The following is a 23441-nucleotide window of genomic DNA, read 5'->3' on the forward strand; positions in this document are numbered from 1 at the left end:
ATAATAAAGTACAAATTAGAAAATTGCGACAATGGCAAAACATTTTTAAATTTGCCACCACTTAAACATTAGCATTTTAAACTATGGGAAGAGCTTTTGAATTTAGAAAAGCCAGAAAAATGAAGCGCTGGGCCGCAATGAGCAAAGCATTCACCAGAATTGGCAAAGACATTGTAATGGCCGTAAAGGAAGGTGGTCCCGACCCCGATTCCAATGCGAGGCTAAGAGCGGTGATTCAAAATGCCAAGTCTGTAAACATGCCCAAAGACAATATAGAAAGGGCCATTAAAAGAGCTAGTGACAAGAGTTTGGGCGATTTTAAGGAAGTGCTTTTTGAAGGGTATGCTCCCCATGGTATTGCCATTTTAATTGAAACGGCCACTGACAATAATACCAGGACCGTCGCCAATATTCGTAGTTACTTTAACAAGTGCAACGGTAGTTTAGGAACATCTGGATCGGTAGAATTTATGTTCGACCACACTTGTAACTTCCGAATCAATGCCGAAGGATTAGATCCAGAAGAACTGGAATTGGAAATGATTGATTTTGGTGCCGAGGAGGTTTTTGTGGATGAAGACGGAATTTTAATCTATGCCCCTTTTGAGAGCTTCGGAGATATTCAGAAAGAGTTGGAATCAAGAGAAATAGAAATATTGTCCTCCGGCTTTGAAAGAATTCCGCAAGTAACTAAAGAGCTTAATGAAGAGCAAATTGCCGATGTAGAAAAACTTTTGGAAAAAATTGAGGAGGATGATGACGTACAGAACGTATACCACACTATGCAGGAATAATCAACCATAAACCTTACACTTGTTGCTATAACACTGTTTTTCAATAACTAATAAAAAGTTTATATTCCTTTATTTTTGTTTATATTTGATTAGATTTCGAACTAATATCGAACTAATTAAAAATGAACCTTAATTTCTATCTTTCTTCTTACGTCAAGAAAAATGGCACGCAATTGATAAGGCTCAAGATGGAGACCTCGAACAGGGATGTGCAATATTTGGATTCGGGAATCTCCGTTAAAAGTACTCAATGGGACGATAAAAGAAAAAAAATCAAACGTCATCCCATAGAGGAAAAACTCAACGCTAGTTTGAACACCCTTTTGCTTTCACTTCAGAAACTGTATTATGAAAATGAGGGCATTTCAGCTAAAAGACTTCTTTTTCTTTACAAAAATTCCCAAAAGTACGACTCCAGTTCATTCTTGGATTTCTATCAACAAATAGTGAATGAGGCCAGGCTAAAAGGAAAAATACGCACGGCCAATACACAGCAGAAATACATAAAAAAACTGAAGAAGTTTGCAAGTCACGTTTCATTTTCAGATTTATCAGTTCAGTTTGCTAAGGATTATGAGCAATGGATGCTGGAAAAAGGAAATAAGGTAAATACTGTTGCCTCCAACTTTAAATCATTTTATGCAGTTCTGAACAAGGCCGTTGCCATTGGTATCATTAAAACAAATCCAATAAAAGGCTACCAAATTGTTACCGAGAATACAGAAAAGGAATCCCTTACATTCGATGAAATCAGCAGGCTATCTGACTTAGAAATTCCAGCGCATCACAAAGGAATGTCTAAGGCGAGGGATATGTTTTTATTTTCTTTCTTTACCGCTGGCATGCGCTTCTCCGACGTATGCCGACTCAAATGGGAAAATATCATCGGTAACGAGATTGTCTACACCATGGGAAAATCTAAAACTCGTGCCGGTGCAAAAAGAACTTTACCAGTTGCCCCTAAGGCAATCGATATAATAGAGAAATACAGAGGAAAGGATGAAACGTTCGTCTTCCCCCCACTCTATGGTATGGCAGACAAATCAGTAGAAGAAATTGAACATCGGCTCTATATTTCAAACAATGCCGCCAATAGGTCGCTCAGAATTGCATGCGAAAAAGCGGGCATTAAAAAATGGGTAAGTATGCACATGGCCAAACACTCGTTTGCAGATTTCGCAGTAAAATCCAATACCGGAATATTAATGATTTCCAAACTTTTGGGACATACCAAATTATCAACAACCCAGCATTATTTAAAAGACTTCTATCACAAGGAAGAGGCTGAAGAAATGAATCGATTGTTCGGATAGCATGGCTCAACTAAAAAGCCTCTGCATAATCATAATACCCCATTCCTTAAAGAATTCTATCCTCCCAACTAAAGACTTCTAATAAAAGGTCTTCCCCAGAATATTCTTTTTCAAGAGCTTTAAGTTTCCTTTTCTCCTTAGTATATTGGTAAATTTCGGCTAATAAATAGCGTATGCCTTGATTGTCGTTTGGGTTATATAAGATTAATTTTAGAAAAAGACTTTCGGCTCTTACTAAATCACGGCGTCTCATGAACTCTAAACCAAGTATCTGAAGTGTCCTAAGAAAAGGACGGTTTTCAAGAATTAGCCATATCAATTTATCTTCATCATGATTAAATGAAATGGGGAAGGAATCCATACCAATCATATATGCTGTTATAGCATACTGTAGCGCTTGTTCTGTTTTGCTCTGGTTTCTATTGCTGATACTCAAATGATTATAAGCATCAATATGACATTCTGGAAATATTTTAATTATTTTATTCAGACCGACTTGAGCTAAGTCCTCATCATGGTCAATTTGCTCCACGCTTTCATAATAATCATCCATAACGGAAACCATTTCTTCCGGAAAATAAAACCTCCAATCCCCTGAGAAATCTTTATGCACATCGGGTTTCATATCAATCGATTAGTATAGCATTTTGAGAAAGTTACTAAAATTTGTTTCATAAAATAAACTCTTTACAAAAGGTGCGATTTGTAAAGAGTTGATTTTCATAATTATAAAAGTCCAATTATACATACGAAAAATTATAGTACAAATATGTTTGTAGCGTAAAACGGCGCATACCGTGTATTTGATATAATTGTAGATATAGCGACACGCCAGTGTTCTATATCGTCAACAATTATGTCAAAGCCGTTTTACAGGAAAGTTTGTTCATATTCATAAGCTATAATTCTATTATATCAAATATCCCTCAACGTTTCGTCAATTAAGCGAATTATGAACAGGGTCATTAAACTTGTTCAGCGGTATGCTGCGCATGGCGAAATAATTTATTTGTAGCCATAATTTGTCGTTATGTAAAATAGCCGCTACCAACCGCTTGATTGTAATGTATAAATAAAATGCTCAGGCATTTTTTTCTACCCACAATTATCCATCGCTTGCCAACGCCATTTGAAAGCTAGCCTTTTAGGTTTGTTTAAAATTCGAATATTCGAGGAAATTTGTAAAAGATCTTTTTCTACGACATTCTTGTCAGCTTTCCGCAACAGCTAAAAATTACTCTGCGAGATAATTTCTTAGCCCTTGCTAACCTCTCGTCTTGTTTGAAGATTTTCTTTAGGCGCATATAACATTATGTCAAATAGAATTATTTTGACTCCTCTATTAGCTTCATTAATTTATCTAATAAAAATCTAACACTTATAGTTTCGTCATAATCTCTTTTCCAAATATTAACCCATTTACTTTCTTTTGCTATTGTAATTGTAACAGCTTTGTGAAGCAAAAACTTAAAAAAAACATTATTGCTTGTTTCTATTGATTTTCTAGTTTTGAAAAAATCCAAATCAATATCTAGAACGAAATTATTAATCCAAGAATCTCTAGGCATGCATAAATCAAATTTCCTAAAGTGATTTTTTAGATTCTCATCAGAAATACCTAAATCATATTCATCTTCGAGTCTAGAGTTAACTATTATTGGTTCATCGTCATAATCTACATCTCCATTTATACAATATATCCTATTGGGTTTAGAGTTATACGAGTCATCACAGAATACCAAAGCTTTTTTAAAGAACCCAGCTTTTATAGCAGCATCAATATGTTCGTCATGTTTTAATTTTAAAATAGTATCAATATCATTTGCTTTTATTTTCTCTATTAATTGAAATTTTTCTTCGTCATATTTATCTTGCCTTGCATTATAATATAGAAAATTCTGAAAACAATTATGTAAATCTGTATGATGGTCGAAGGTCAGTAAATAAGGTTCTATATCCTTATATTTATACCAATGAATTAAAACATGGTGATGCTCTTCACAAACAAAAATCTCTTTTTTATTAATTACTAAATTTTGTATATCCATTACTTAACTAAGACTATTTAATAATTATTTTGAATTGAACTTTTCCAGCTTATATCCTTTTTTCTCCCCAGTACTTTTTCTGTAGTAGTTCATTCTTACTTTGAATAACTTCGAAAGTTTATTGATTTTTTCCTTCAGGTTATCATATTTCATTTTATCATCTTCCATAATTAAATGATAGAATGATGCCCAAAATATTGCCGCATCACCAAAATAGATTCCTTTTTTGGGACCAATAATTGAGTAGCATTTCTTGTTTAGAAAAATTTGAGAAGCTAAGGCTTCGTTAACTGTTGAACAAGCGGATATAAATAGTCTTTTGTAGTCTAGATATGGATTTAGAATTTCGCCTAATCTTTTAAATTTAATATCATCTAGAGCCAAATCAAGACTTTTTTTACATCCATGAGAAGATATATGTAAATATCTATATTCTGATTTTTCAAAAAGGTCCAATACTTCAATTAGTTCTTTTTCGGTTCTAATGAAATAATATTTTGATGGAATATTACCTAAATGGAGAATTTGGGAAATAAACTCACCCTCTAACTGTTTCTCTTCTTCGTCTTCAAAGGTTACGCTCTCTATTATAAAAACCCCTCTTTTTGGCATATTTAAGTATTATCAAAGTTTAAAACTCTCTTCTTTTTTTCTTGATAAAAAAAGAAACAAAAAGATACTCATTACTATCTATTGTTTTTTAATGGTATTCGTGAATCTGCGATTTCAAGGCTTACAGACAATTTTAGAAACAATGTACGGCTCAGTCGCTATATTCTAGAAAGCATTCTAACTATTAAGACAGCTTTAAATTTCTTGTATCGTTATATCGTTCAACAAACTGTATTGCGAGCCCTCTAGAATATGGCCACGCCTCTCGCCTATTGTTTAGCTAAAATTCTCTTAGGCCAAAAAAAACGACTAGCTTAATCCTTGTATTTTCAATTCTTCAATATAGGGTTCCACGCCATTTCCAAGTGGATTAAGTTGTCGTTTACCGAAGAAATCTTTATATCTTTTAAAAGTTGGATTTTCTTCTAAATTATCCTTTTCTCGCAAAACGACATCTATTACTGCATCATGTCTTACCATTCTTGATAGTAATTGACGTAACTCAAAGTCTGCATACGGTAGAGAGTAACCAATGAAAACTATTTTATTCGCTTCTGAAAGTTCAATACCAGCATTTTGCCATATTAATTTCACTTGAAAATTGTTTAGGTCTTTTAGAAAAGTTGGCATGATTAAGTTGCTTTCTAAAGCATAGTTGTTACCATTATAATTTTTTCTGCAATGTCTACACTTAGAATTTCCAAACCTTCTATAATCAACTAACTTATTGTTAAACTTAATATATAATCTTTGACAATTAGTGCATTGTAACCAGTTCATTGAACCATGAAGTTTAAGTAATTTAACATTATACTTGCCCTCCCCCAAAGCTTGTAAGCCAGGTTTTATTTTATGATCATGCTCATCATATGAACTGACATGGCAACAATAATCCACTACTCCATCTATAAGACTATCTTTTTTATATAGTGTCCTAATAGCCGAGTTTAATGAATTATCCAATAGGATATCCCAATTAGTAGATAATATTGAAATTGTATCTCTTTTTATGTTGCTTACTCTTTTTTGGGCTTCACTAACGATAATTTTAGCAAAATCGTCAATATATCCTTTGTTGTCATTTTTATCTAATCTCTCTTTAAGCGCCACGACTATTAAATTATAAATGTCTTCTCTTAATGATTTAAGCTTCTTTGGTAATATTCCTCTATAAGATACATTGTCAATGATACATCTGTCTAGAGGTGTGAATACATCTTCTAGAGTGACTTTTTTAAAATTAGCTTTATCTATAAACAACTGATTTTCTAAAAAGTTTTCAAACTTGTTTAATTTGTTAATTATTGTGTCCTGTTGACTAAAATTCTCATTTCGCAAGTTTATTATATCTTCTACTAATTCGTTTTGTAATGGTGCCCCAGCAGGTTTAGAAAACCCTGCTCCCAGTACATAGACAGTTTTATTGTTCATTATCATTTATATTATCAGACCATTTACTTACTAAATCAATGGTCTTATTATTAGGTTCGTGCTTTTTAGCTATTTGATTGACTTTAATAATAACTGGTATTTGAGCAGCTAGACCAGCAACAACGCACGTACCAGTAGCTAAAACTGGTAAAGCTTCAAATGAAACTTTATCTAAGTACGATACAGTTTTTTCAATTGCATTTATGTCTTTACTATTAATCAACCTATGCAGGAAATAATTGTGCAATTGGGAAATAATTGTCGAGGAAATATCAGAAGGCCTTTGGCTTGCAATTGTTAAGAAAACTCCGAACTTTCTACCTTCTTTAATTATTTCTTCAAATGTTTCTAAACGATAGTCCTTCCACGTTTCGCTTTCTCTTTGAGATGCGTATGACAAGATATTATGCGCTTCATCTATTATTATATTCAACGAACTGTTGGTCTGTTTAATTTTCTTTTTTTTATGTTCTGAATATAGTTTGTAGGATACCAGCAAAGGGACAAGTTTCTTAATATTTAAATTCGCATTGTTTAAATTAATTATGGTAAAAAACTTATCATTCCAGAAATCTGAAGTTTCATCCTTAACAACTCGAATTACTTTACCAATATCCTTTTGAAAACTCTTTAATTTATTGATAGCTGGTGCTATATGCTCATTTTGAGCTCGGTTACTTATAACATCATAGATTAATTGTAAATAAAGGAAATCAATGATTTTTGATATGAAATTATCTCTAAACTCATAGCTATCAACATGTCGATATATTAAAGTATTCTCTATTTCATTAGGATAAGACCTTAAAAAAACTCCATCCAACATAAACTCTGCCGACTTGTTATGAAAATCTAAATCGTCGGTTAAATCTCTTTCAATACCATTGTCATCATAAGATTTCGGTAGTATCTCCTTTAAGTAATCGAGTAATAATAATGCTCTAACTTTATCAGACATTTTAAGTATGTCAACGACTCTTTTACGAAGCATGTTTTTAAAGAATCTCAATGCATCATCAGATCTTGAAACAGTTTTATAAAAATTTAATGTTCTTGCCAAAAAGGGACGTTGTGTTTTTTCCGTTGCACTTGCCATGATAGAAAATAGTTCAACATCTAATAAATCAGCCTCACTAAATTCTAATTTCTCATTACCCTCCTGTGTTTTGGTTGAAAGATTAATTACGTGCTTTTCTTCAATTATAGCATCATCGTCATTGTACTCACCGTTAAAATCAAATAAGAGGAATTTTGCATTTTTCCGAAACTTTTTTTCGCTTTCAAACCGCGTAAATAAAGTACGATAAAGTTTTGCTAACGTATACGATTTACCACTTCCTGTGTTACCAAAAATGCCTATATGACTGGCAAATAGGGCATTTACTCCCAAATTAATTGTCTGGCCAGTCTCTAAAGCAAGCGTTCCTAATTCAAGTGGAACATCCTCTTCTGGAACAAAGTTGTGAATACTTTGAGCTTCTTCTTTATCAAGTAAATAACATTCATTATCTATTAACGGTAATTCATTAATACCTCCTATAAACTTGTTATTTTCAATATAGCCCAGGAGTTTTACAACCAAAATTCTATGAATTTTGTTTTCTGCTTTAGAATATTTCCCGTTAAATATTTGGTCTTCCCTGATTTGCTCGCTTTCTACTTTAGCTATTATTGCAATAAAACCTTTAACTATTTTTAAATTACTACCAACACTTACATTTTTTAATAATTCACCTTTATATAGTAAATGAGATGCATTTTTTTGTTTATCAACGCTTACCTTAATTACTCTTCCTTCTACAGAAAAAACCTTACCTATTCTAAAAATAGAATCCTTTAATAGAGTCTGTTCTGTAACCCCAGTTTTCTTCGACATTTTAGATGATTTTTGGAGTTACTTTATTTTTAATATGAGAAAAAATCATTTCATTAATTTCCGAGAAACCAAATTCGGTAAAACTTTTTATATCCATATCTTCTTTATTATTAGTATAAAAATCAACCGGGTCAATAATTTTTAAATTATTATTATGCAAGTGATTTTTACTAATTCCTAGAGTTTCGGATATATCTTTTTTAGAATTTTCACTATATGCTACAACATAAACTTGTAAAGTTGGATTGGAATTTGCTGCTCTTATCGTAATTTCTCTAATGTGCTCATCAGCAAATGAAAATCCAAGTACAAATAAGACTGAATTTTCTTTTTCCATTTCATTTGCAAACAACCTTAACAGTTCATAGTAGTAATTATTTAAAATAGTAGTTTTGAATTTTTCTTTAGTTGGATTTACAATTTGAAGCTCGTCATATGTACTAAAAAAATCCATTATTTTATTCAATACATCATCCTTTTGAGTCTTGCCTAATCCCTTAATTTTCGTCTTTGCTTTTGGGACAAGATTAGATAAACCATCTTTTTTATCTATGGCTATAAAACAGTTAGTATTGAACTTTGCAAGAGAGTTACGAACATCTATAAACTCCTTTTGATTAGAAAAAATTATTTGCTTTTTTTCTTGTTTCCAACTTAAAGAACCATGTAATTTATTTAAGTTAAAAACAGGAATTTCGGAAGTGTTTTTATAGTGCAGACTTGTTTTATTGTAGGATTTTTGAAAGTTGCTTAAATTAAAAATAGGTTTTAGTCTGCCTTTAAAGCCATCATTGAATTCAACCATCGTAATTTCTAATGCTTTCTCAAAAAATAAATCAATATTAGTTGTAAATAGATTAACCTGTTTGTTTAAAATTGGTGTATATCTATTCAATAAAATCACATTAATATTTAGTAAAAAATCTTCATAATTTCCAATAACTTCTTTGTAAAGAATTTCCTCATCTTTTGTTTTTACGTAGTCGTCAAGACACTTATTCATCACTTGTTCAAAGTAAACTTTATAAATTGAGGCTTTTATCAAATAACATTCGAGGGTATCTAAAGTATCATCTTTATCGAGTTCTTCAAGTAATGATTCAATATTGCCAAGAGTAATAAGATAAGGTCTTGACAATCCTGAACCAATTAAAAAATTAATATTGCTTGACTGTATTGTATTTTTAATTATTTCTAGTTTCATTATTTTATTTTATAAATTTTTTGCTCAATAAGAGTATAACAAATTCTCTCTATGAAACATTGATTAGTGTTTAAGTCAAGTATTAAATTCAATCCAGGGAGGAATTAAATATACTGATTTTTAACAAGTAACTAATTACGTATATCTGTCAGGACAATAAATATTTGTAGTAAAATACCATTCCACACACATTACACTCCCCTCCTACCGTCGGGTCGCATAATAAGTGTTCCATTACTCTTTAGAGAAAGTTTTTAGAAAGAAAAAAATCAATGAAGATGGTAACAACTTTCGCTTTTAATCAAAGCTCAAGTTACATAACGCGGAACATTATGATTCTAAAAAGAATCATAATTTGACGTTATATCAAATAGCGAAAAGTTATTGAGAATTTAACCCAATTCAAAGACTAATTGTATGCAAGGTATTTTCGTTTCGGATATCTTGTTTTTTTCAAGCTTCCAAAAGGTTTTCATTTAAGAATCGCTCAGGTATTCCTTCCCCTTTTCATGGGAGTTCTTGGTCCCTTTTTCGGAACTCTTTACATTATGCCTCTTAACCATGGTTTCAGGATTGCAAATGAACTCCCTAGAATATAATCAAAAATAGTCGCACTCTATACAAAATCCGCTTTTTGTAAAGAGTCTAAATCTATCAACAGTCATGAAATAAATGATCTTCAAGTCAGAACTAATGGAGAGTTTAGATAATTGAAATCGGTAAAAAATTCCAAAAAATCATTTTTGCGAAATATTCCCTAAACAATCCTGAAACCGCCTTACCCACTATTCATTCAAAGTGATATAGTAGCCATTATTAACCTTTATGGAAATTTCCCCTTTCCTGAGTTTTTGATTGACGGCATCAATATCCTCATAGGCATACAAGTATTTTTTACCCACTTTGAAAAAACTGACCAATCCCAGTTCCCTCAAAGCCTGCATAATTTGGCCATTGTAAGATACGCCAAGCCTTTCGCAAAATGCCTTTCCAGTTAGGTTAAGTGGTTGTATGTTTATCTGATTGCCCATTGAATCCAATAGTGCCCAACGCCAGTTTATCTCTTTTTTAGTTTCCTTTTCTTCCTTCGCTTCCAACGGTCGAAATCCTCCAGCTCCATCTTGAAAGGAGTGAAAGGTTCGTCATCTAGGCCATCTTTTTGAGTGCCTCCCAAATCGTATTTTGGTTTTTCACTAATTTGGATTGTCCCTCCCTCAGCATCTTTTGTTTCTCCGCTAACGTTCCTTGATGAGCCTGTATCTTGAGCAACAGCTCCTTTATTTCCTTGTTCTGGATAATTATTTTCGAGAATAACTGTACGGTCTCTGATTTGTTCATAATCGATTTGTTTTATGATGTTGTTCCATGAATATTTTCGGCCCAGACTGCTCCCCTTATAAATAATCCCCTCATATTTGAAGGAGATGCCTGAGACCCTTCCCGTTGTTTTGCTGATATTGAACTTTGGGCGAATATCCCTAGACCGCGATTGATGGATGAACTCCGCTGTATTATTCGAGCGTTTCAATGCTTCCCTCAGTTGCTGTTGAAGTATACTTTTGATTGGTGCGTTACCCGTCCGAAGCGATTTTTCGATTTCTTTTTGAGTGAGTGCCGCCCTTCGCTCCAAAGTTGTGTCCGGTAGCTCGGAAAGACCATATTTCTTTTCCAGTTTTCGTACCAAACGTTCACTACGCTCATAATCCTTGCTATCGCTGACCAGCGCGCCGGATAGTTTTACCCTGTTGGCAACGATATGGATGTGTTGGTGGCTTTGGTCGTTATGGCGGTACATGATATACTGGTTGTCATCGAATCCCATTCCTTGGAGATAATCCAGTCCCATCGAAACGAATCCCTTATCGCTCATTTTTTCATCCGGCGGAAGATTCAAGGAAACATGATATACCGCTTTGCCCAACCTAGGGCGTAGCTGCCGGACCAAATTGAACTCTTTGGTCATCTCGACCGTAGTATCCAAATCTATGTTGGCATCCAGCACAACGGCCTGGCCCATCTCCACCTTTTTTTGATTGTAGGCCAACAGTCCGTAAAAATCCTTTCCTTTAATCTGTTTGGCTATCATTTGTTTTTAATATTCGATTTTAATTCTTGCAAAAGATGCCGTAGCTCTGCCAATTGCCCGTGCAGAATTTTTGGCGAGTGCATCCGCAAATGGGAATTTCTCGTAAGCTGGTTAATGTTGTTACCGATCCGGCTTAGTTCGACGAACAATCTTCTATCCTCCGGTGTCACTTTGGTCCTTGGTAGCGGTCTGCCCGCTACCTTTTTCCGGATGTAATCCGGTATGCCCATGCCCAATGTTGCCGCATTTCCGGAAACGATCAAATATTCGTTGACCGTCATGCGCACATTGACACGTATCGCCTTTAGTGATTCAATATCTTTTTTTGGCCGTGCCATAATTCCGGGGTTTGGGGAGGATCCCCAACAAGCCTCGCGAACGAAGTGAGCGGTTTTTGCTTGCAAAAACATGGCTTGCTACGTGACCTCCGATTAACTTAGGCCAAACCTAAAACATATCGCAAGTCAAGAGGGGCTTTGGCGTACATGGAGTGTTGTACGGTAAATGGATTCAGCAGAGTTTTACGTCCTCGAACAGGACTTTAAGGGAAGTTTCAGCTTCGGGAACTTCAAAGTACCTGTGCGATTCCAATACAAGGTGTTGCAATGCGGACCTGTAGCGTGCCTTGGCATGGGCATTGTCCTCATAATAGGTGCAGGGGTCTTTGGGGTGCACCTCCGTGGGGGTGGCAAAGGATTTTACATCCCTGTTCATGTACTCGAACCGTTGGGAAGCCCTTCTATGGATACCATCAAGGGTTAGGTCATCGGGATATTTCGGGACATCGTAATAAAGTTCTTCCAAGATTACGATAAAAGCCCTTCTACGGGAAAGTTTCGGCTTTTGTGAAGCGATGCCGATTGCTTTTTCAAGATCTCGCACCAAACGTTCGGCCAATATTATCTGTGATCGAGAATACTGTTTCCCATTGATTTCCGGATGTTCTTCCTTGGCCAGATATTCCAGATACTTGAGCAGTTTTTCGGATGGAATCACAACTTTGGACCGCCCCTGCGTTTGTTTATGGTTGGGACATTCTCCAAAGCATTTTTCAAGGTCGAGGCAAGTTTTTCAGACCGTAAGGAAAGACCCAATAGGTGTTGTTGCGTTATCGAACCCGCCAACAAATAATCTGTTAGGGAAGTTTTATCTGGCCACAGCTTGGACTTTACGATAAGATGCAGCAATAATTGTTCATGTGCATCGAGATTATAGCGGGAATTTTCTAATTCCTTGCCAAAATTTTTGAGATAAACCTCGGGACGTGGTTTCTTTTCTTTCACGGTTTTCTCCATATTTTCCAATACGACCTGTATTGATAAATGCGCGGCCAAATAAGCCACGGAGAATCGGCCATATTCCCATTTTCGGTACGATGTGGTCTGATCCAACAGTTCTTCCTCTACAAAATCTACAAGCGGTTCATTGGACAATGGACGTTTCAGATCATATTCGCTATTTTGGAGTGCTTCCAACTGTGATTTCGCGTCACCATCCAAATTGTTTATCAGATGTCTTGCAAATGTTTGGGACAGGTCGAACAGCGGTTGTTTACCTTCCAGAATTGCCTTTAAAAGCAGCTCCCTTTGTTTTTCAGGGACTTCATCATAATGAAGCCCATAAGTAAAGATGACAGCGATGAGGGTCTTCAGTTGATCCTCCGAAAGTGTAAATCTATTGTGGGAAGGGGAAGTATTATCCAGCTCTCTGATGACCCCCTTAAATGACTGTCGGCCGATGGGCCGACCGAAATCCAATACTTTGTACATGGTTTCAGACATAGTATAAAATTAATCAATGAAACGGGATAGATTCAAAAATTCGATCACATTATATTCGATCTTCTCTAAATTGCCTTTTTCTTTTTTTCGGCAAATAAGATACCAATAATAGAAAGGTGGTCTTATATATCCTAATTACTTCCGAGACGTAATTTATCTCCTCCCTAGTTAATTTTGGCATCGTTTACTTAGACTTGGGTTTTTCAATAGAGAATAGAATTAATGGAACAATGGTCATTAATGTAAAAATAACCAGAGTGAATATTCTTATCACAAAAACCACTTTAGTCTCTTGAACGTCCAATTTTGCAAAAAGCGGCACTATGAACGAAAACAGAGATATAGACAGTAGTAAAGCCATTACGCTTAAATACTTCTTCGAACTGACCTTCATAATTTTTCCCATTTTGTTTACAAATTGATTATTGTCAGATAAACCCGGTAACCTCACAAAAATTAATCATGTGATTCTTTGTTATTACTTTTTAATATATAAAGTTATGACCAAAACCTTTCCTGACTATTCTCAACTTTTAGGTTTTGGAAATTCCAGTTTCATTCTCCAATCCAAGGCGTTCATTCTTTGTAAAAAGGCTTGGATTCCCTTGACCAAATCTTCATAGGCTGGGGAATCTCCATAAATCATCTGCTCCTGCATTGTTCTATAATCCGACTTCCATGCTTCGTCAAAATCTTGAGATGGAATGGGCAGTATGTGCTGGGGCTGATGCAGATTATAATCGACTCCACCAAGTTTTGTAAAAACAAACCTATGATTTACAATTATCTCATATAACCCTTTATCGCGGATGGCATTGTTCGCAAATTCCGTTTTCGATAATTGGAAAATATCATAAAGATGACGGCTTAACCTATCAACTCTTATCTTTTCCTTTGGACGTTGGAATTCCTCGTGCAACAAGAACAGTTTTTCCAAAAAAGTCCTTTCGGGAGTTACGGAAGGAACGGATACGGGAGGTTCGACAAATTTTGCATCAGGATATTGTTCGTCTACAAAAGAGTATATCGGTTTAAAATCAAAAGGTTCTCTTAGGGAGCGGCAACCGATCTCGACCTGCACCCTCGGCTGGATATATCCGGGAGATTTCGTGATATAAGGATAGTAGATTTCAATAATGCGCGGATCTTGGTCGCTTGATTCAGCGGGAATGATGTTGAAATCGACATCCTTAAATCCTCTTTGCTTAAATCGCTCTTGTAGCTCCAGATAAAATTCCCCAGAAATATAGGAGCTTGTTTCTTTCCTCAGCTTGGTGAGCTGTTTTTTTGATAATTCCCCGGAATATCCAAAAAATCCACGGTCAACAGCAAGGTCAATGTCCTCGGAGAACCGCTCGATAAGTTTCCATGCCTTGCTTAGCGAGGTCCCGCCCTTAAAGACTAGGTGTTGCGCTATCCCCATTTCAAAGATGATCTTCAATGTCTGAACGACCCACCAGTCCTTTTCAACGGCAAAATCAGGTATTCCCGTTTTGTTCTCAACATTTTTATAAATGGCAAGCCTATCTTCTTCGGGTATATTATAAAATTTCGTTTTATCCATTGTTCAAGCCCTTTTCCATAATCTTCCTAATCCATACCGGTGCCAGAGCAATATCGTGAAGCAGGTCTTTTCGGTCTTCTTTTTTCAAAAGGGCCACGATTTTTGCTTCTTCATCATCGGTCAGTCGTCCTTTTCCGATTTCACGCAGGGCCTGTATCACCAATCCACTTATCTCTCCCCTGGCAGATAAATTCTTTGGGGTGGTCTTCTTTAATTTTATGCTCCGTTTTCCCAGCTTTATCTCGCGGGGAGCTCCGTCGGTTAGAAAGACAAGCTTCATGGGGACTTGCGTGCTAAGCCCCAAAGCACTTAGGGCATATACCCCAGTAGGCACCAATCTGATCTTGTCCCTTTTGGCTATGGCCATAGCGATTTCCTCTGCAGTTGGCAACACCTCTCCCGCGTATTCGCTTATCTTTGGGCGAACATAGATTCCTTGGGCCACTCTTTTTATAAAGCCTTCTTTTTCGATTCTATGAAGGGCCAAACGTATGGCTTCAGGCGAACCCAATGCCCTAAAATCATCGGGAAACAATAGTTCCCCCCGCTTCTTTTTGGAAACGACCTTTTTTATTTTGGATTCAACACTCTCCATACACGCAAATCTATTTTGTAACAAATTTAGTAAATATTTGTTACAATTTTAATGCCACAATTATGAAAACAGGGTCGAACAGAATAGCATAAACCATTTGAACCGATAATACGAAAGGAAATGTATGGAATCCCTGTAGGGGGACTTCCATACGTTTCCGTTACGTTTCGAGGGGGTTGTGCGAAAGCAAACCGCTCGGCCCCGACATCCCGTAGGGATTTCGGAAGGCCGATAAGGTGCGGTTTTTGTACAACTCCCGCAGAAACCATGGGAAGGGAGAGAAAAAGATGGGTCAATAAAAATAGAGGTTACTATGAACTGTCAAGAATACAATATCGGCCATCGTTTGGCAATAAGATATCCCCATGCGGATAATTCCAATGCCCCGAAGAGCCACACCAAATCTTTGATAAAGGGAATACCGACCAATATGAAAAGAAAAAGCAATAACGGTATTCCAAAAAAACGTTTGATCCTTTGCATGCCCCTGAAAATTATGACCATGAAAATGATAAAACCTAAAAAGGGCAATTTTTGATATAGAATTTCAATAGATAGCATATAGGCTTGGTTTTACTTTCGCTTGGTAATTTATTTCAGACATTAATCGAGTTTACCTTACCGCTCTCCAAATTCACAAATGCCCCGTGCTTCTGTATTTGCTTATGATACAACAACCGAAACAGACAGTCGGACGCATGGGCGACCAATACATCGTTGATAAACAATGACTGTTCTTGCAATTTGTCAGAATAGGCGCATCCCGCCCCCTGTAAGTTCGGGGTATCGTGCGCATCCAAATCGGGGAAAAAGTCGATTATGTTTTTCAGTTTATCCACCATTTCAAAATCTTCCCGTTCCATTTTTCGCTTCTCATCGAACAATGTTCCCAGAACAAACTGCCCTGTATTCCAACTGTTCCCCAAATCCAACCAGTAGTATCTATTGGCGTAATCGGAATCTTTGTGGTGGTGTTGAATCGATTGCGCCAATTGCACCCGAAAACGGGCATTGTCAACGCAAGTGATGATGATATTCGCCCGTACATCCTCTCCTTCGGGCAGGGCATCCATCGGAATCCCCTGCCATTGTAGACCAAAAGCCATATTGACTTTGCACACGGCATTGACCACTTTGTATTCCCCGATATCCGATAGGGTATAAAGTTGCCGTCCTACATTGTTCGGCTCTACCTTGTCGGAATCATAGGCAATGACATGCAACCCTGGGTGTCCCACTTGCCGTAGGGCATAATCTATCCTTGCCAATCTTGCGAGCATCAATGAGCCTGTACCACCCACCCCTATCAACGCAACCTTAATGGGATGTGTCGGGTTATAAAAATAGTTGGGGGCAAAGTGTATCCTAGTTTTCATACAATTGGTTTAAGGTCAATTTGTTGGCTATCAATACTTCATCGTCAAATAACGGTTTTTCAAAATTTTGCTTCATTACGTTCACTATGTTGCCATCTACCAATTGGTTATGGTGCGTTTCGGTGAAAACGGAGCGAAAAAACTGTTGTTCCACAAATCCCATAACGTCCTCGTAGTATTCAAATCCATCATAATCCATCGAAACGTTGCCCATACAAACATTGCCCTGCCTACCTATATTCAGCAACGGGGCATGATATAGTGGGGTGTCCTCCGTTAGGGATTCCTTTCGGTTCAGGGCGAATACCTTTAAGGCGTTGCCCTCCAACTTGAAAATCAATTTGGGCAAGGGATATTTTCCCGATGGGATGCCCGTTTTGGTATCGAAGTAAAGCATCCGTTGTTTGGGATGTACGTACCATATCAGTTGAAAATTACCCTTAAAATCGAAGTGTATCAGGTTCTTTGGAAGCATTCCCTTGAAGCTGAACTTTATCAAATCGCCCTCTAGGCAGGTAAAGATGTTTCGGGCGGTGTCCTTTGTCAATGGCATCCCTGCGGTCAATTTTGTTCCTGCTACCTCGTGATACGAAAAGTAGTGGTCGTTACGATAGTTCTCGTCCTCCCGTTCATATCCGATGATCGCGAATTTTGGCAAGAAGTGATCTTTGGCGTTCATTACTGTTGTTCGTTCCATGTGCTAGAGTTTATTTAAGAGTTCGTTCAGGTCGTTGATAAATTCTTCCAATTGGTTCAATCGATGGGGGATGCCATCATCGAAGGGTTCTATATTTCCGTTTTCGGCAACGGTATGTTGATAGGCGGAAATAATATCGTAATCGTTCGAGCAGTCGTTGAGCATTTGAATGTACCCATTGGCGAATGCGCTATCTTCCCTATCGACTACAAGAAACGATTCCCAATGCTCGAACATACAGTCATACCCGTCCTTTATACTTAAAAGGAACGGCACCTGAAAATCGATGTTTTCCGCCTTTAGCAACAATTCCTTGATTTGTTTGTAAATCGGTTTTTGAGGTTGGTATTTGTCCAATAGGGTTTTCCAATCCCTGATTTCGTAGGATTCCAAAAAGGTCTTATACCGTGCGTAGAACTTGGTCGAATGGTTCTTCATGACATTCTTGTTATCCTTGTAGTACGCTACATCCTCAAAAAGAAATTCCCATAGCCAGTCGATTCTCGATTCACAGCTTGGGAACAGACCGCCATAAGGCAGGCTTTTGACGAAGGACAGCAGAATGTGGAAGAGTGGTCGGTTTCGATGCCTTAGTTGGATAATAGGACGGACGGGAATGAAATATACCGTACTGCGATTGCCGATGAACTTTTTCAAAATCAACCTTAAATTTCTATCGCCTTGAAGCACCTCTATATGGTCGATACTGCCCCTTGTCCTCAATCTATCGGCACACCGAAGCACTACATCGTTCAAACTATCGGATGGCGTAAATTCCCAATGGTCGATGCTGCCCGTAAACTTTCTGGTTATAACCACCATCAATCGGGCAAGCTCCATAATGTCTGTATAGGAATCCTCTTCTATTAATGGATGGGATAGAACGGGCAACAGGTTTATGTCAGAAATGGAAAAACCTTTGGTTGAAGTACCTTCGGTCTTTGCGTTCCCCGTTGGTAGTGTTTCTGCTGTACCGCTCGAAACAATCGGTCGTGAAATGTTGTTAAATCTTTTGGGGGGTTCAATCTGTATTTCGGCTTGCATCGGTCTTGTTTTAAAAAATCGTCTATGTTCATCGTTCTATCCCTTTGTTCCCGCCAAGGTCTTGAAGTGGATTTCATGGAAGCCGTTTACGATACCCTTGTCCATGATGTTAGCGTTGGTCAGTTCTGCATATAACTGTGCATAGTGTTCCATAATCTGCTCATGGGTCAAGTTGTAATCGATGTCATCCAATTCTATGGAGTTGTTGTTACCATTTTGATAAACGTACTTTCGTGTTATAGTAGCTACTTCCATTAGTTGAAAAGTTGAGGGTTGTCGTATGCTTTCATATCGTCAATGACCTTTTTGGCTTCCTTGTGTTCAGGGTCTATCTTCAAAATTGCCGTGGCAAGGTCCGTAGCTTTTTTGTGGTCTTGCATCGGGTTAAAGCCCTTCTCCTTTAAGAGTTGCTTAAGCTCGGTCGCTTTCTTGGCGGTCGATTCCTTTTTCTTTTTCGCCTGTTGGGTCTTTTGTTCGGTTTCCTTTAAGGATTTTTCAAAGGCCACTGTATTCCTAAAAAGGGCTTTGGTCTGCTCCAAGGGTTTTTGGAGTATTTGAAAGAATTTCTCGTCCACTTCCGTAACGTTTCCCCGTAGGGTAAGTGGTTTGAGGGATTGGAGTGCCTTGTCCTTGGCGTTCGATTTGGGAAGTACGGATACACTGACCGTCTCATCATCGAACAGTATACTGATGCCGTACTGTTCGACACCTATCTGTTTCAAGGTCGAAAAAAAATTGCTCATCTTGAAGAGTTATTTATCTGTTATACAATCACTTAACTACCTTAAAGATACGCCCAAACCTTTGGGAATACCCGTAAAATCGGACCAAATGTCACCCTTGACTTCTTCTTTCCCTAACCACAAAATACGCCCCGAAGGGGCGTTGGAACAGGTGTTTGTATGTTGGGATTGGGCGGGGCTAATTTAACTCTTTAGATGAACTCTAGGCGGCCTCACAACTATTTATTGGATTAGTTGGCTATAACTTCCAAGATAGGAGAAGTGATATAGTGATTGGTTTATTAAGAAGTGCATTAATTTAAAAGTCCAATTTTGTATACACACAATGTTCTATAAAATGTCAATCAACGAAACAACTAAAAAGGACCATATTTGCGCCACCCTTGCCAAGGATTCTCATGTCTATTGGTATGTACATTAAATGGACGCTTTTATAGTCCTAGCTAAATTTATGAGAGTATATATAATTGATTGTCCTTAAAGTATCCTTAATCATTCAGTGTAAATCTTCAACTAAAAGTGGACTGAACTTGGTCTAAAGATAAGTGATGGTTTTGTTATCTTCAAGGCTAGCCTTGAAGATGGATTCATTAACCATTTAAATCACTTAAAATGACAAAGAAGAAGAACACGGAATCAATCGTAAAGGACATCAAGAGAAAGACAAGGCGCAAGTTCTCCGCCGAGGAAAAGATCAGTATCGTACTGGAAGGCCTCAAGGGCGAGGAATCGGTATCCGGCATATGCAGGCGAGAGGGAATCGCCCCGGCACTGTACTACCGTTGGAGCAAGGACTTTTTGGAGGCTGGGAAGAAACGCCTGATGGGCGACACCATGCGTGAGGCCAATACCAGTGAGGTAAAGGAACTGCGTGGGGAGAACTCCCAGCTCAAGGAAACGGTGGCCGAGCTTCTGCTCCAGAACCGGGTGCTCAAAAAAAGTACGAATGGCTTAGGGTAAAATGGAGGAAGTACATGCGATTTACCCAACAGGAGAAATATGAGATCATACGGCTCGTGGAGACATCCGAGATAGGCGTGAACAGGACGTTGAAGGAAATAGGCATCAACAAGAGCACCTTCTACAACTGGTATGGTAAGTACCTCGAAGGCGGCTTTGACGGACTTGCGCCCAACCATAGGGCACGCAATACCTATTGGAACAGGATACCCGACAAAATAAGGTCGGAGGTCGTGGAGATGGCCCTGGACTTCCCGGAGGAATCCTGCCGTGGACTTGCCTGCAAGATGACCGATGAACGGGAGTACTATATCTCGGAGAGCAGTGTCTACCGCATACTGAAGTCCCGTGGACTGGTGACATCCCCTGCCTTTGATACCATGGCCGCCTCACAGGAGTACAGGGACAAGACCACAAGGGTTCACCAGATGTGGCAGACGGACTTCACCTATCTGAAGATCGTGGGATGGGGATGGTACTATCTCTCGACCATCCTGGACGATTACAGCCGTTATATCGTCCATTGGGAACTCTGCCCCTCGATGAACGCGGGGGACGTGAAGAAAACAGTGGGAAGGGCACTGGAAAAAGTGTCGCTGCCCAAGGGGAAAATGCCAAGGCTCCTGTCCGACAACGGGCCCTGTTACATCAGTGGCGAACTGAAGGAGTTCATAAAGGAAAGGGAAATGGAGCACATCCGGGGAAAGCCCAACCACCCACAGACACAGGGCAAGATAGAGCGTTACCACCGTTCGATGAAGAACATCATCAAACTGGACAACTATTATCTGCCGGGTGAGCTCAAGGAAAGGTTGGAAGAGTTCGTGGACTATTACAACAACAGGAGATACCACGAATCATTGGAAAACCTGACCCCTTCAACCGTATATTTTGGATTGGACAAAAAGATATTGGAAAACCGTAAATCGATAAAGAAAAGAACGATGCTCAAAAGAAGGAAAGAGCACCAAATTCAAAAGTTGAAACTATGACTTAACTTTGGACCGGGTCAGTTCAGATTCGTTTGAAGACGTACACGAACGAATCGCAACCGGCATCCCTTGTGACAGGATATTTGGCAAACGATGTTTATATTGTCGGGTCTGTCGAAGGAACTATACAGGCCTACCATGCCAAAGACGGAAAAAAGATATGGTCGCACAAAAATCCCGCTCCAATTATTTCTTGGCTGATTTTAGATGATGACTCGCTCTTTTTGGGGGGTGGCATTCCTAAAATGTTCGGGGAATGGGCTGGCTCAAACAAGAAAGGACATGGCCTATATGCCTATTCGCTAAATCACTAAAAATCACAGTTCATTCTGTTTGTAATAGAATCGAATTAATCCCACTTCATTCTTTGCAGTCTCACTGCGTTGAAAATTGCCAAAAGCGCCACACCCACATCAGCAAAAACAGCTTCCCACATCGTCGCAAGACCACCTGCACCGAGAATGAGGACTATAACCTTTACACCAAAGGCAAGCCCAATATTTTGCCAGACAATCCTGCGGGTAGAACGACCAATTTTAATCGCTCTCGCAATCTTGCTTGGCTGGTCGGTCTGTATAATGACATCGGCTGTTTCGATGGCGACATCGCTTCCTAAGCCACCCATCGCAATTCCTACACCACTTGCTGCCAAAACGGGTGCGTCGTTTATGCCATCGCCGATAAATGCGACTTTCATATCAGGTTGTTTTTTGAGTTCTTCGACTTCGTTCAATTTGTCCTCGGGCAACAATCCGCCTTTCGCCCAATCAATATTTAGTTCATTGGAGACTTGCTGCGTAATGGAATCTTTGTCGCCAGATAGCATTATAATTTTTGTAATTCCCGCATCCCTAATTTGTTTAATGGCTTGGTGCGCATCTTCCTTCAGTTCATCTGCGATGGTTACATAACCTGCAAATTTCCCGTCAATGGACACCATAACGATTGATTCTACAATGCCATCCGTTTCCGAAGGGACTTCTATGCCATTTGAGGTCATCAAAGCTTTGTTTCCTACCAACACTGTTTTTCCGTTGACTGTTCCTTTCAATCCCTTTCCGGCAACTTCCGATACATCAGTCGCTTCATAATCCGAGCCGTCAGCTTTATATTCGAGAATCGCCTTGGCGATAGGATGAGTGGATTGCTCTTCCATCGCCATCAAATACTTCATAAACTCGGTTTCCTCAAATGTGATGGAATTGATTTCCTTGATTTTAAAAACCCCTTTAGTAACAGTTCCTGTTTTGTCCATTACGACCGTGTTCACTTGGGTCATTGCATCGAGAAAGGAAGCACCCTTGAAAAGAATACCGTTGCGGGATGCCGCACCCAATCCGCCAAAATAGCCCAGCGGTATAGAGATGACTAAAGCACAAGGACAGGATATCACAAGGAATATTAATGCTCGATAGAGCCAATCCCTAAAAACATAATCATCTACAAAAAAGTAAGGTAGAAACGTCAGTCCGATGGCAAGGAATACAACGATTGGCGTATAAATCCGAGCAAATTTTCTGATGAACAGTTCGGTCTTTGATTTTCTGGCAGTTGCATTCTGTACCATATCCAGAATTCGTGCAATGGAACTATCCTTGAATTCCTTGGTCGTCTCGATTTCGATTACACCATCAAGGTTGATGCTTCCAGCAAAAACGGTATCGCCTTTAGCAATTGTATCAGGTTTGCTTTCGCCTGTCAAGGCAGCAGTATTAAAAGAACCCTTTTCAGAAAGTATAATGCCATCAAGAGGAACTTTTTCGCCTACACGTACCTGTATCTTTTCACCGATTTCAACAGTCTCGGGATTTACTGAAACAAAATCACCATCACGATAAACCAAAGCCTCATTTGGTCTTACATCGAGTAAGGCTTTTATATTTCCCTTCGCACGGTTAACGGCCGCATTCTGGAACAGTTCGCCCACAGCATAAAATAACATTACGGCTACGCCTTCTGGATATTCGCCGATAGCGAACGCCCCTAAAGTGGCTATGGACATCAAGAAAAATTCGGTAAAGAAATCACCATTTTTAATACTTTTCCAGCCTTCTCTTATCACCGGAAAACCAACAGGGATATAGGCTACCGTGTACCATACTATGCGAATCCATCCTTTGAAGAAAGGAAACGCATCAAAGTAATCAATAGCAATTCCGGCTATCAACATTACAAAGCTGAAAATAGCCGGTAGATAGGTTCTAAAGTTTGAAATTTCTTCAGGGCTGCTATGGTTATGGCCATCATCGTGACTGTGCTCGCCCTTATGTTCTTTTGGGTCAATGTCCCGTAAATTTACTTTTTTCTTTTTCATATGTTCTAATC

The 23441-nt window shown here is 38.3% G+C and carries 23 protein-coding genes and 1 pseudogene; 5 read left to right on the plus strand and 19 right to left on the minus strand.

Annotated features, from left to right (window positions below):
• The first annotated feature begins 83 nt into the window (after nt 1–83).
• Nucleotides 84–794: a YebC/PmpR family DNA-binding transcriptional regulator gene (locus IL355_RS11435; RefSeq protein ID WP_192462259.1), complete on the plus strand. Its 711-nt coding sequence runs from the start codon at nt 84–86 to the stop codon at nt 792–794.
• A 122-nt stretch (nt 795–916) separates the two neighbouring features.
• Entirely contained in the window at nt 917–2107 is a 1191-nt protein-coding gene (locus IL355_RS11440) for a site-specific integrase (RefSeq protein WP_192462260.1), read from the plus strand.
• Between the two features lie 46 nt (nt 2108–2153).
• Here the strand turns inward: IL355_RS11440 and IL355_RS11445 are convergent, their stop codons facing one another.
• From IL355_RS11445 to IL355_RS11505, 13 genes are all read right to left on the minus strand, one after another.
• Nucleotides 2154–2732 (minus strand): tetratricopeptide repeat protein, encoded by a 579-nt coding sequence (locus IL355_RS11445; RefSeq protein WP_192462261.1) that lies wholly within the window; start codon nt 2730–2732, stop codon nt 2154–2156.
• A gap of 700 nt (nt 2733–3432) precedes the next feature.
• The gene (locus IL355_RS11450) at nt 3433–4155 is read right to left on the minus strand and encodes a peptide arginase family protein (RefSeq protein ID WP_192462262.1); all 723 of its coding nucleotides are present in this window, start codon (nt 4153–4155) and stop codon (nt 3433–3435) included.
• Between the two features lie 24 nt (nt 4156–4179).
• Nucleotides 4180–4767 (minus strand): hypothetical protein, encoded by a 588-nt coding sequence (locus tag IL355_RS11455; RefSeq protein WP_192462263.1) that lies wholly within the window; start codon nt 4765–4767, stop codon nt 4180–4182.
• 309 nt (nt 4768–5076) lie between these two features.
• Nucleotides 5077–6198: an SIR2 family protein gene (locus IL355_RS11460; RefSeq protein ID WP_192462264.1), complete on the minus strand. Its 1122-nt coding sequence runs from the start codon at nt 6196–6198 to the stop codon at nt 5077–5079.
• Nucleotides 6188–8074, minus strand: coding sequence for an ATP-binding protein (locus IL355_RS11465; RefSeq protein ID WP_192462265.1), 1887 nt, complete (start codon nt 8072–8074; stop codon nt 6188–6190). Before IL355_RS11465 ends, IL355_RS11460 begins: the two co-directional genes overlap by 11 nt.
• 1 nt (nt 8075) lies before the next feature.
• Nucleotides 8076–9278 (minus strand): SIR2 family protein, encoded by a 1203-nt coding sequence (locus IL355_RS11470; protein ID WP_192462266.1) that lies wholly within the window; start codon nt 9276–9278, stop codon nt 8076–8078.
• Nucleotides 9279–10063: 785 nt separating this feature from the next.
• The gene (locus tag IL355_RS11475) at nt 10064–10309 is read right to left on the minus strand and encodes a hypothetical protein (RefSeq protein ID WP_192462267.1); all 246 of its coding nucleotides are present in this window, start codon (nt 10307–10309) and stop codon (nt 10064–10066) included.
• 26 nt (nt 10310–10335) lie between these two features.
• Complete coding sequence (locus tag IL355_RS11480) at nt 10336–11364, minus strand: relaxase/mobilization nuclease domain-containing protein (RefSeq protein WP_192462268.1); 1029 nt, start codon at nt 11362–11364, stop codon at nt 10336–10338.
• Nucleotides 11361–11702 (minus strand): plasmid mobilization protein, encoded by a 342-nt coding sequence (locus tag IL355_RS11485; protein WP_192462269.1) that lies wholly within the window; start codon nt 11700–11702, stop codon nt 11361–11363. Before IL355_RS11485 ends, IL355_RS11480 begins: the two co-directional genes overlap by 4 nt.
• A gap of 172 nt (nt 11703–11874) precedes the next feature.
• The gene (locus IL355_RS11490) at nt 11875–12360 is read right to left on the minus strand and encodes a hypothetical protein (RefSeq protein ID WP_192462270.1); all 486 of its coding nucleotides are present in this window, start codon (nt 12358–12360) and stop codon (nt 11875–11877) included.
• A complete protein-coding gene (locus IL355_RS11495) occupies nt 12357–13145 on the minus strand; it encodes a hypothetical protein (RefSeq protein ID WP_192462271.1) in 789 nt (262 codons plus the stop codon). The genes IL355_RS11490 and IL355_RS11495 overlap by 4 nt, the downstream gene beginning before the upstream one ends.
• Nucleotides 13146–13671: 526 nt before the next feature.
• Nucleotides 13672–14709: a nucleotidyl transferase AbiEii/AbiGii toxin family protein gene (locus IL355_RS11500; RefSeq protein WP_192462272.1), complete on the minus strand. Its 1038-nt coding sequence runs from the start codon at nt 14707–14709 to the stop codon at nt 13672–13674.
• A complete protein-coding gene (locus IL355_RS11505; protein ID WP_192462273.1) occupies nt 14702–15304 on the minus strand; it encodes a DUF6088 family protein in 603 nt (200 codons plus the stop codon). The genes IL355_RS11500 and IL355_RS11505 overlap by 8 nt, the downstream gene beginning before the upstream one ends.
• Nucleotides 15305–15617: 313 nt before the next feature.
• Between IL355_RS11505 and IL355_RS11510 the strand changes: the two genes are divergently transcribed.
• The gene (locus IL355_RS11510) at nt 15618–15842 is read left to right on the plus strand and encodes a hypothetical protein (RefSeq protein WP_192462274.1); all 225 of its coding nucleotides are present in this window, start codon (nt 15618–15620) and stop codon (nt 15840–15842) included.
• 58 nt (nt 15843–15900) lie between these two features.
• Here IL355_RS11510 and IL355_RS11515 read toward each other — a convergent pair whose 3' ends face one another.
• The 5 genes from IL355_RS11515 to IL355_RS11535 are packed head-to-tail and all read right to left on the minus strand — an operon-like array spanning nt 15901 to nt 19164.
• On the minus strand, nt 15901–16680 hold the full coding sequence (locus IL355_RS11515; protein WP_192462275.1) for a PRTRC system ThiF family protein: 780 nt from the start codon (nt 16678–16680) through the stop codon (nt 15901–15903).
• A complete protein-coding gene (locus IL355_RS11520) occupies nt 16670–17377 on the minus strand; it encodes a hypothetical protein (protein WP_192462276.1) in 708 nt (235 codons plus the stop codon). The genes IL355_RS11515 and IL355_RS11520 overlap by 11 nt, the downstream gene beginning before the upstream one ends.
• 3 nt (nt 17378–17380) lie before the next feature.
• Nucleotides 17381–18421, minus strand: a complete 1041-nt coding sequence (locus IL355_RS11525) for a hypothetical protein (protein WP_192462277.1) — start codon at nt 18419–18421, stop codon at nt 17381–17383.
• Nucleotides 18422–18457: 36 nt separating this feature from the next.
• The gene (locus tag IL355_RS11530) at nt 18458–18676 is read right to left on the minus strand and encodes a PRTRC system protein C (RefSeq protein ID WP_192462278.1); all 219 of its coding nucleotides are present in this window, start codon (nt 18674–18676) and stop codon (nt 18458–18460) included.
• Complete coding sequence (locus IL355_RS11535) at nt 18676–19164, minus strand: PRTRC system protein E (RefSeq protein WP_192462279.1); 489 nt, start codon at nt 19162–19164, stop codon at nt 18676–18678. Before IL355_RS11535 ends, IL355_RS11530 begins: the two co-directional genes overlap by 1 nt.
• A 612-nt stretch (nt 19165–19776) precedes the next feature.
• Between IL355_RS11535 and IL355_RS11540 the strand changes: the two are divergent.
• Nucleotides 19777–21116 (plus strand): annotated as a pseudogene (locus IL355_RS11540) (IS3 family transposase).
• A gap of 32 nt (nt 21117–21148) precedes the next feature.
• On the plus strand, nt 21149–21430 hold the full coding sequence (locus tag IL355_RS11545) for a PQQ-binding-like beta-propeller repeat protein (RefSeq protein WP_192462280.1): 282 nt from the start codon (nt 21149–21151) through the stop codon (nt 21428–21430).
• A gap of 35 nt (nt 21431–21465) precedes the next feature.
• On the opposite strand, the gene IL355_RS11550 is transcribed toward IL355_RS11545, so the two are convergent.
• Nucleotides 21466–23430 (minus strand): heavy metal translocating P-type ATPase, encoded by a 1965-nt coding sequence (locus tag IL355_RS11550; protein WP_192462281.1) that lies wholly within the window; start codon nt 23428–23430, stop codon nt 21466–21468.
• Between the last annotated feature and the right edge of the window lie 11 nt (nt 23431–23441).

Origin of the sequence: Euzebyella saccharophila (assembly GCF_014855495.1) — a bacterium.
Taxonomy (GTDB): Bacteria; Bacteroidota; Bacteroidia; order Flavobacteriales; family Flavobacteriaceae; genus Euzebyella; species Euzebyella saccharophila.

Excerpts from the sequence above, each read along its gene's own strand:
- IL355_RS11465 (WP_192462265.1), bottom strand. The coding sequence starts at position 8,074 with ATGTCGAAGAAAACTGGGGTTACAGAACAGACTCTATTAAAGGATTCT.
- IL355_RS11550 (WP_192462281.1), bottom strand. The coding sequence starts at position 23,430 with ATGAAAAAGAAAAAAGTAAATTTACGGGACATTGACCCAAAAGAACAT.
- IL355_RS11450 (WP_192462262.1), bottom strand. The coding sequence starts at position 4,155 with ATGGATATACAAAATTTAGTAATTAATAAAAAAGAGATTTTTGTTTGT.
- IL355_RS11435 (WP_192462259.1), top strand. The coding sequence starts at position 84 with ATGGGAAGAGCTTTTGAATTTAGAAAAGCCAGAAAAATGAAGCGCTGG.
- IL355_RS11485 (WP_192462269.1), bottom strand. The coding sequence starts at position 11,702 with ATGGCACGGCCAAAAAAAGATATTGAATCACTAAAGGCGATACGTGTC.
- IL355_RS11520 (WP_192462276.1), bottom strand. The coding sequence starts at position 17,377 with ATGGAACGAACAACAGTAATGAACGCCAAAGATCACTTCTTGCCAAAA.
- IL355_RS11535 (WP_192462279.1), bottom strand. The coding sequence starts at position 19,164 with ATGAGCAATTTTTTTTCGACCTTGAAACAGATAGGTGTCGAACAGTAC.
- IL355_RS11455 (WP_192462263.1), bottom strand. The coding sequence starts at position 4,767 with ATGCCAAAAAGAGGGGTTTTTATAATAGAGAGCGTAACCTTTGAAGAC.
- IL355_RS11515 (WP_192462275.1), bottom strand. The coding sequence starts at position 16,680 with ATGAAAACTAGGATACACTTTGCCCCCAACTATTTTTATAACCCGACA.
- IL355_RS11475 (WP_192462267.1), bottom strand. The coding sequence starts at position 10,309 with ATGGGCAATCAGATAAACATACAACCACTTAACCTAACTGGAAAGGCA.
- IL355_RS11495 (WP_192462271.1), bottom strand. The coding sequence starts at position 13,145 with ATGTCTGAAACCATGTACAAAGTATTGGATTTCGGTCGGCCCATCGGC.
- IL355_RS11440 (WP_192462260.1), top strand. The coding sequence starts at position 917 with ATGAACCTTAATTTCTATCTTTCTTCTTACGTCAAGAAAAATGGCACG.
- IL355_RS11505 (WP_192462273.1), bottom strand. The coding sequence starts at position 15,304 with ATGGAGAGTGTTGAATCCAAAATAAAAAAGGTCGTTTCCAAAAAGAAG.
- IL355_RS11530 (WP_192462278.1), bottom strand. The coding sequence starts at position 18,676 with ATGGAAGTAGCTACTATAACACGAAAGTACGTTTATCAAAATGGTAAC.
- IL355_RS11480 (WP_192462268.1), bottom strand. The coding sequence starts at position 11,364 with ATGATAGCCAAACAGATTAAAGGAAAGGATTTTTACGGACTGTTGGCC.
- IL355_RS11470 (WP_192462266.1), bottom strand. The coding sequence starts at position 9,278 with ATGAAACTAGAAATAATTAAAAATACAATACAGTCAAGCAATATTAAT.
- IL355_RS11460 (WP_192462264.1), bottom strand. The coding sequence starts at position 6,198 with ATGAACAATAAAACTGTCTATGTACTGGGAGCAGGGTTTTCTAAACCT.
- IL355_RS11445 (WP_192462261.1), bottom strand. The coding sequence starts at position 2,732 with ATGAAACCCGATGTGCATAAAGATTTCTCAGGGGATTGGAGGTTTTAT.
- IL355_RS11510 (WP_192462274.1), top strand. The coding sequence starts at position 15,618 with ATGAACTGTCAAGAATACAATATCGGCCATCGTTTGGCAATAAGATAT.
- IL355_RS11525 (WP_192462277.1), bottom strand. The coding sequence starts at position 18,421 with ATGCAAGCCGAAATACAGATTGAACCCCCCAAAAGATTTAACAACATT.
- IL355_RS11500 (WP_192462272.1), bottom strand. The coding sequence starts at position 14,709 with ATGGATAAAACGAAATTTTATAATATACCCGAAGAAGATAGGCTTGCC.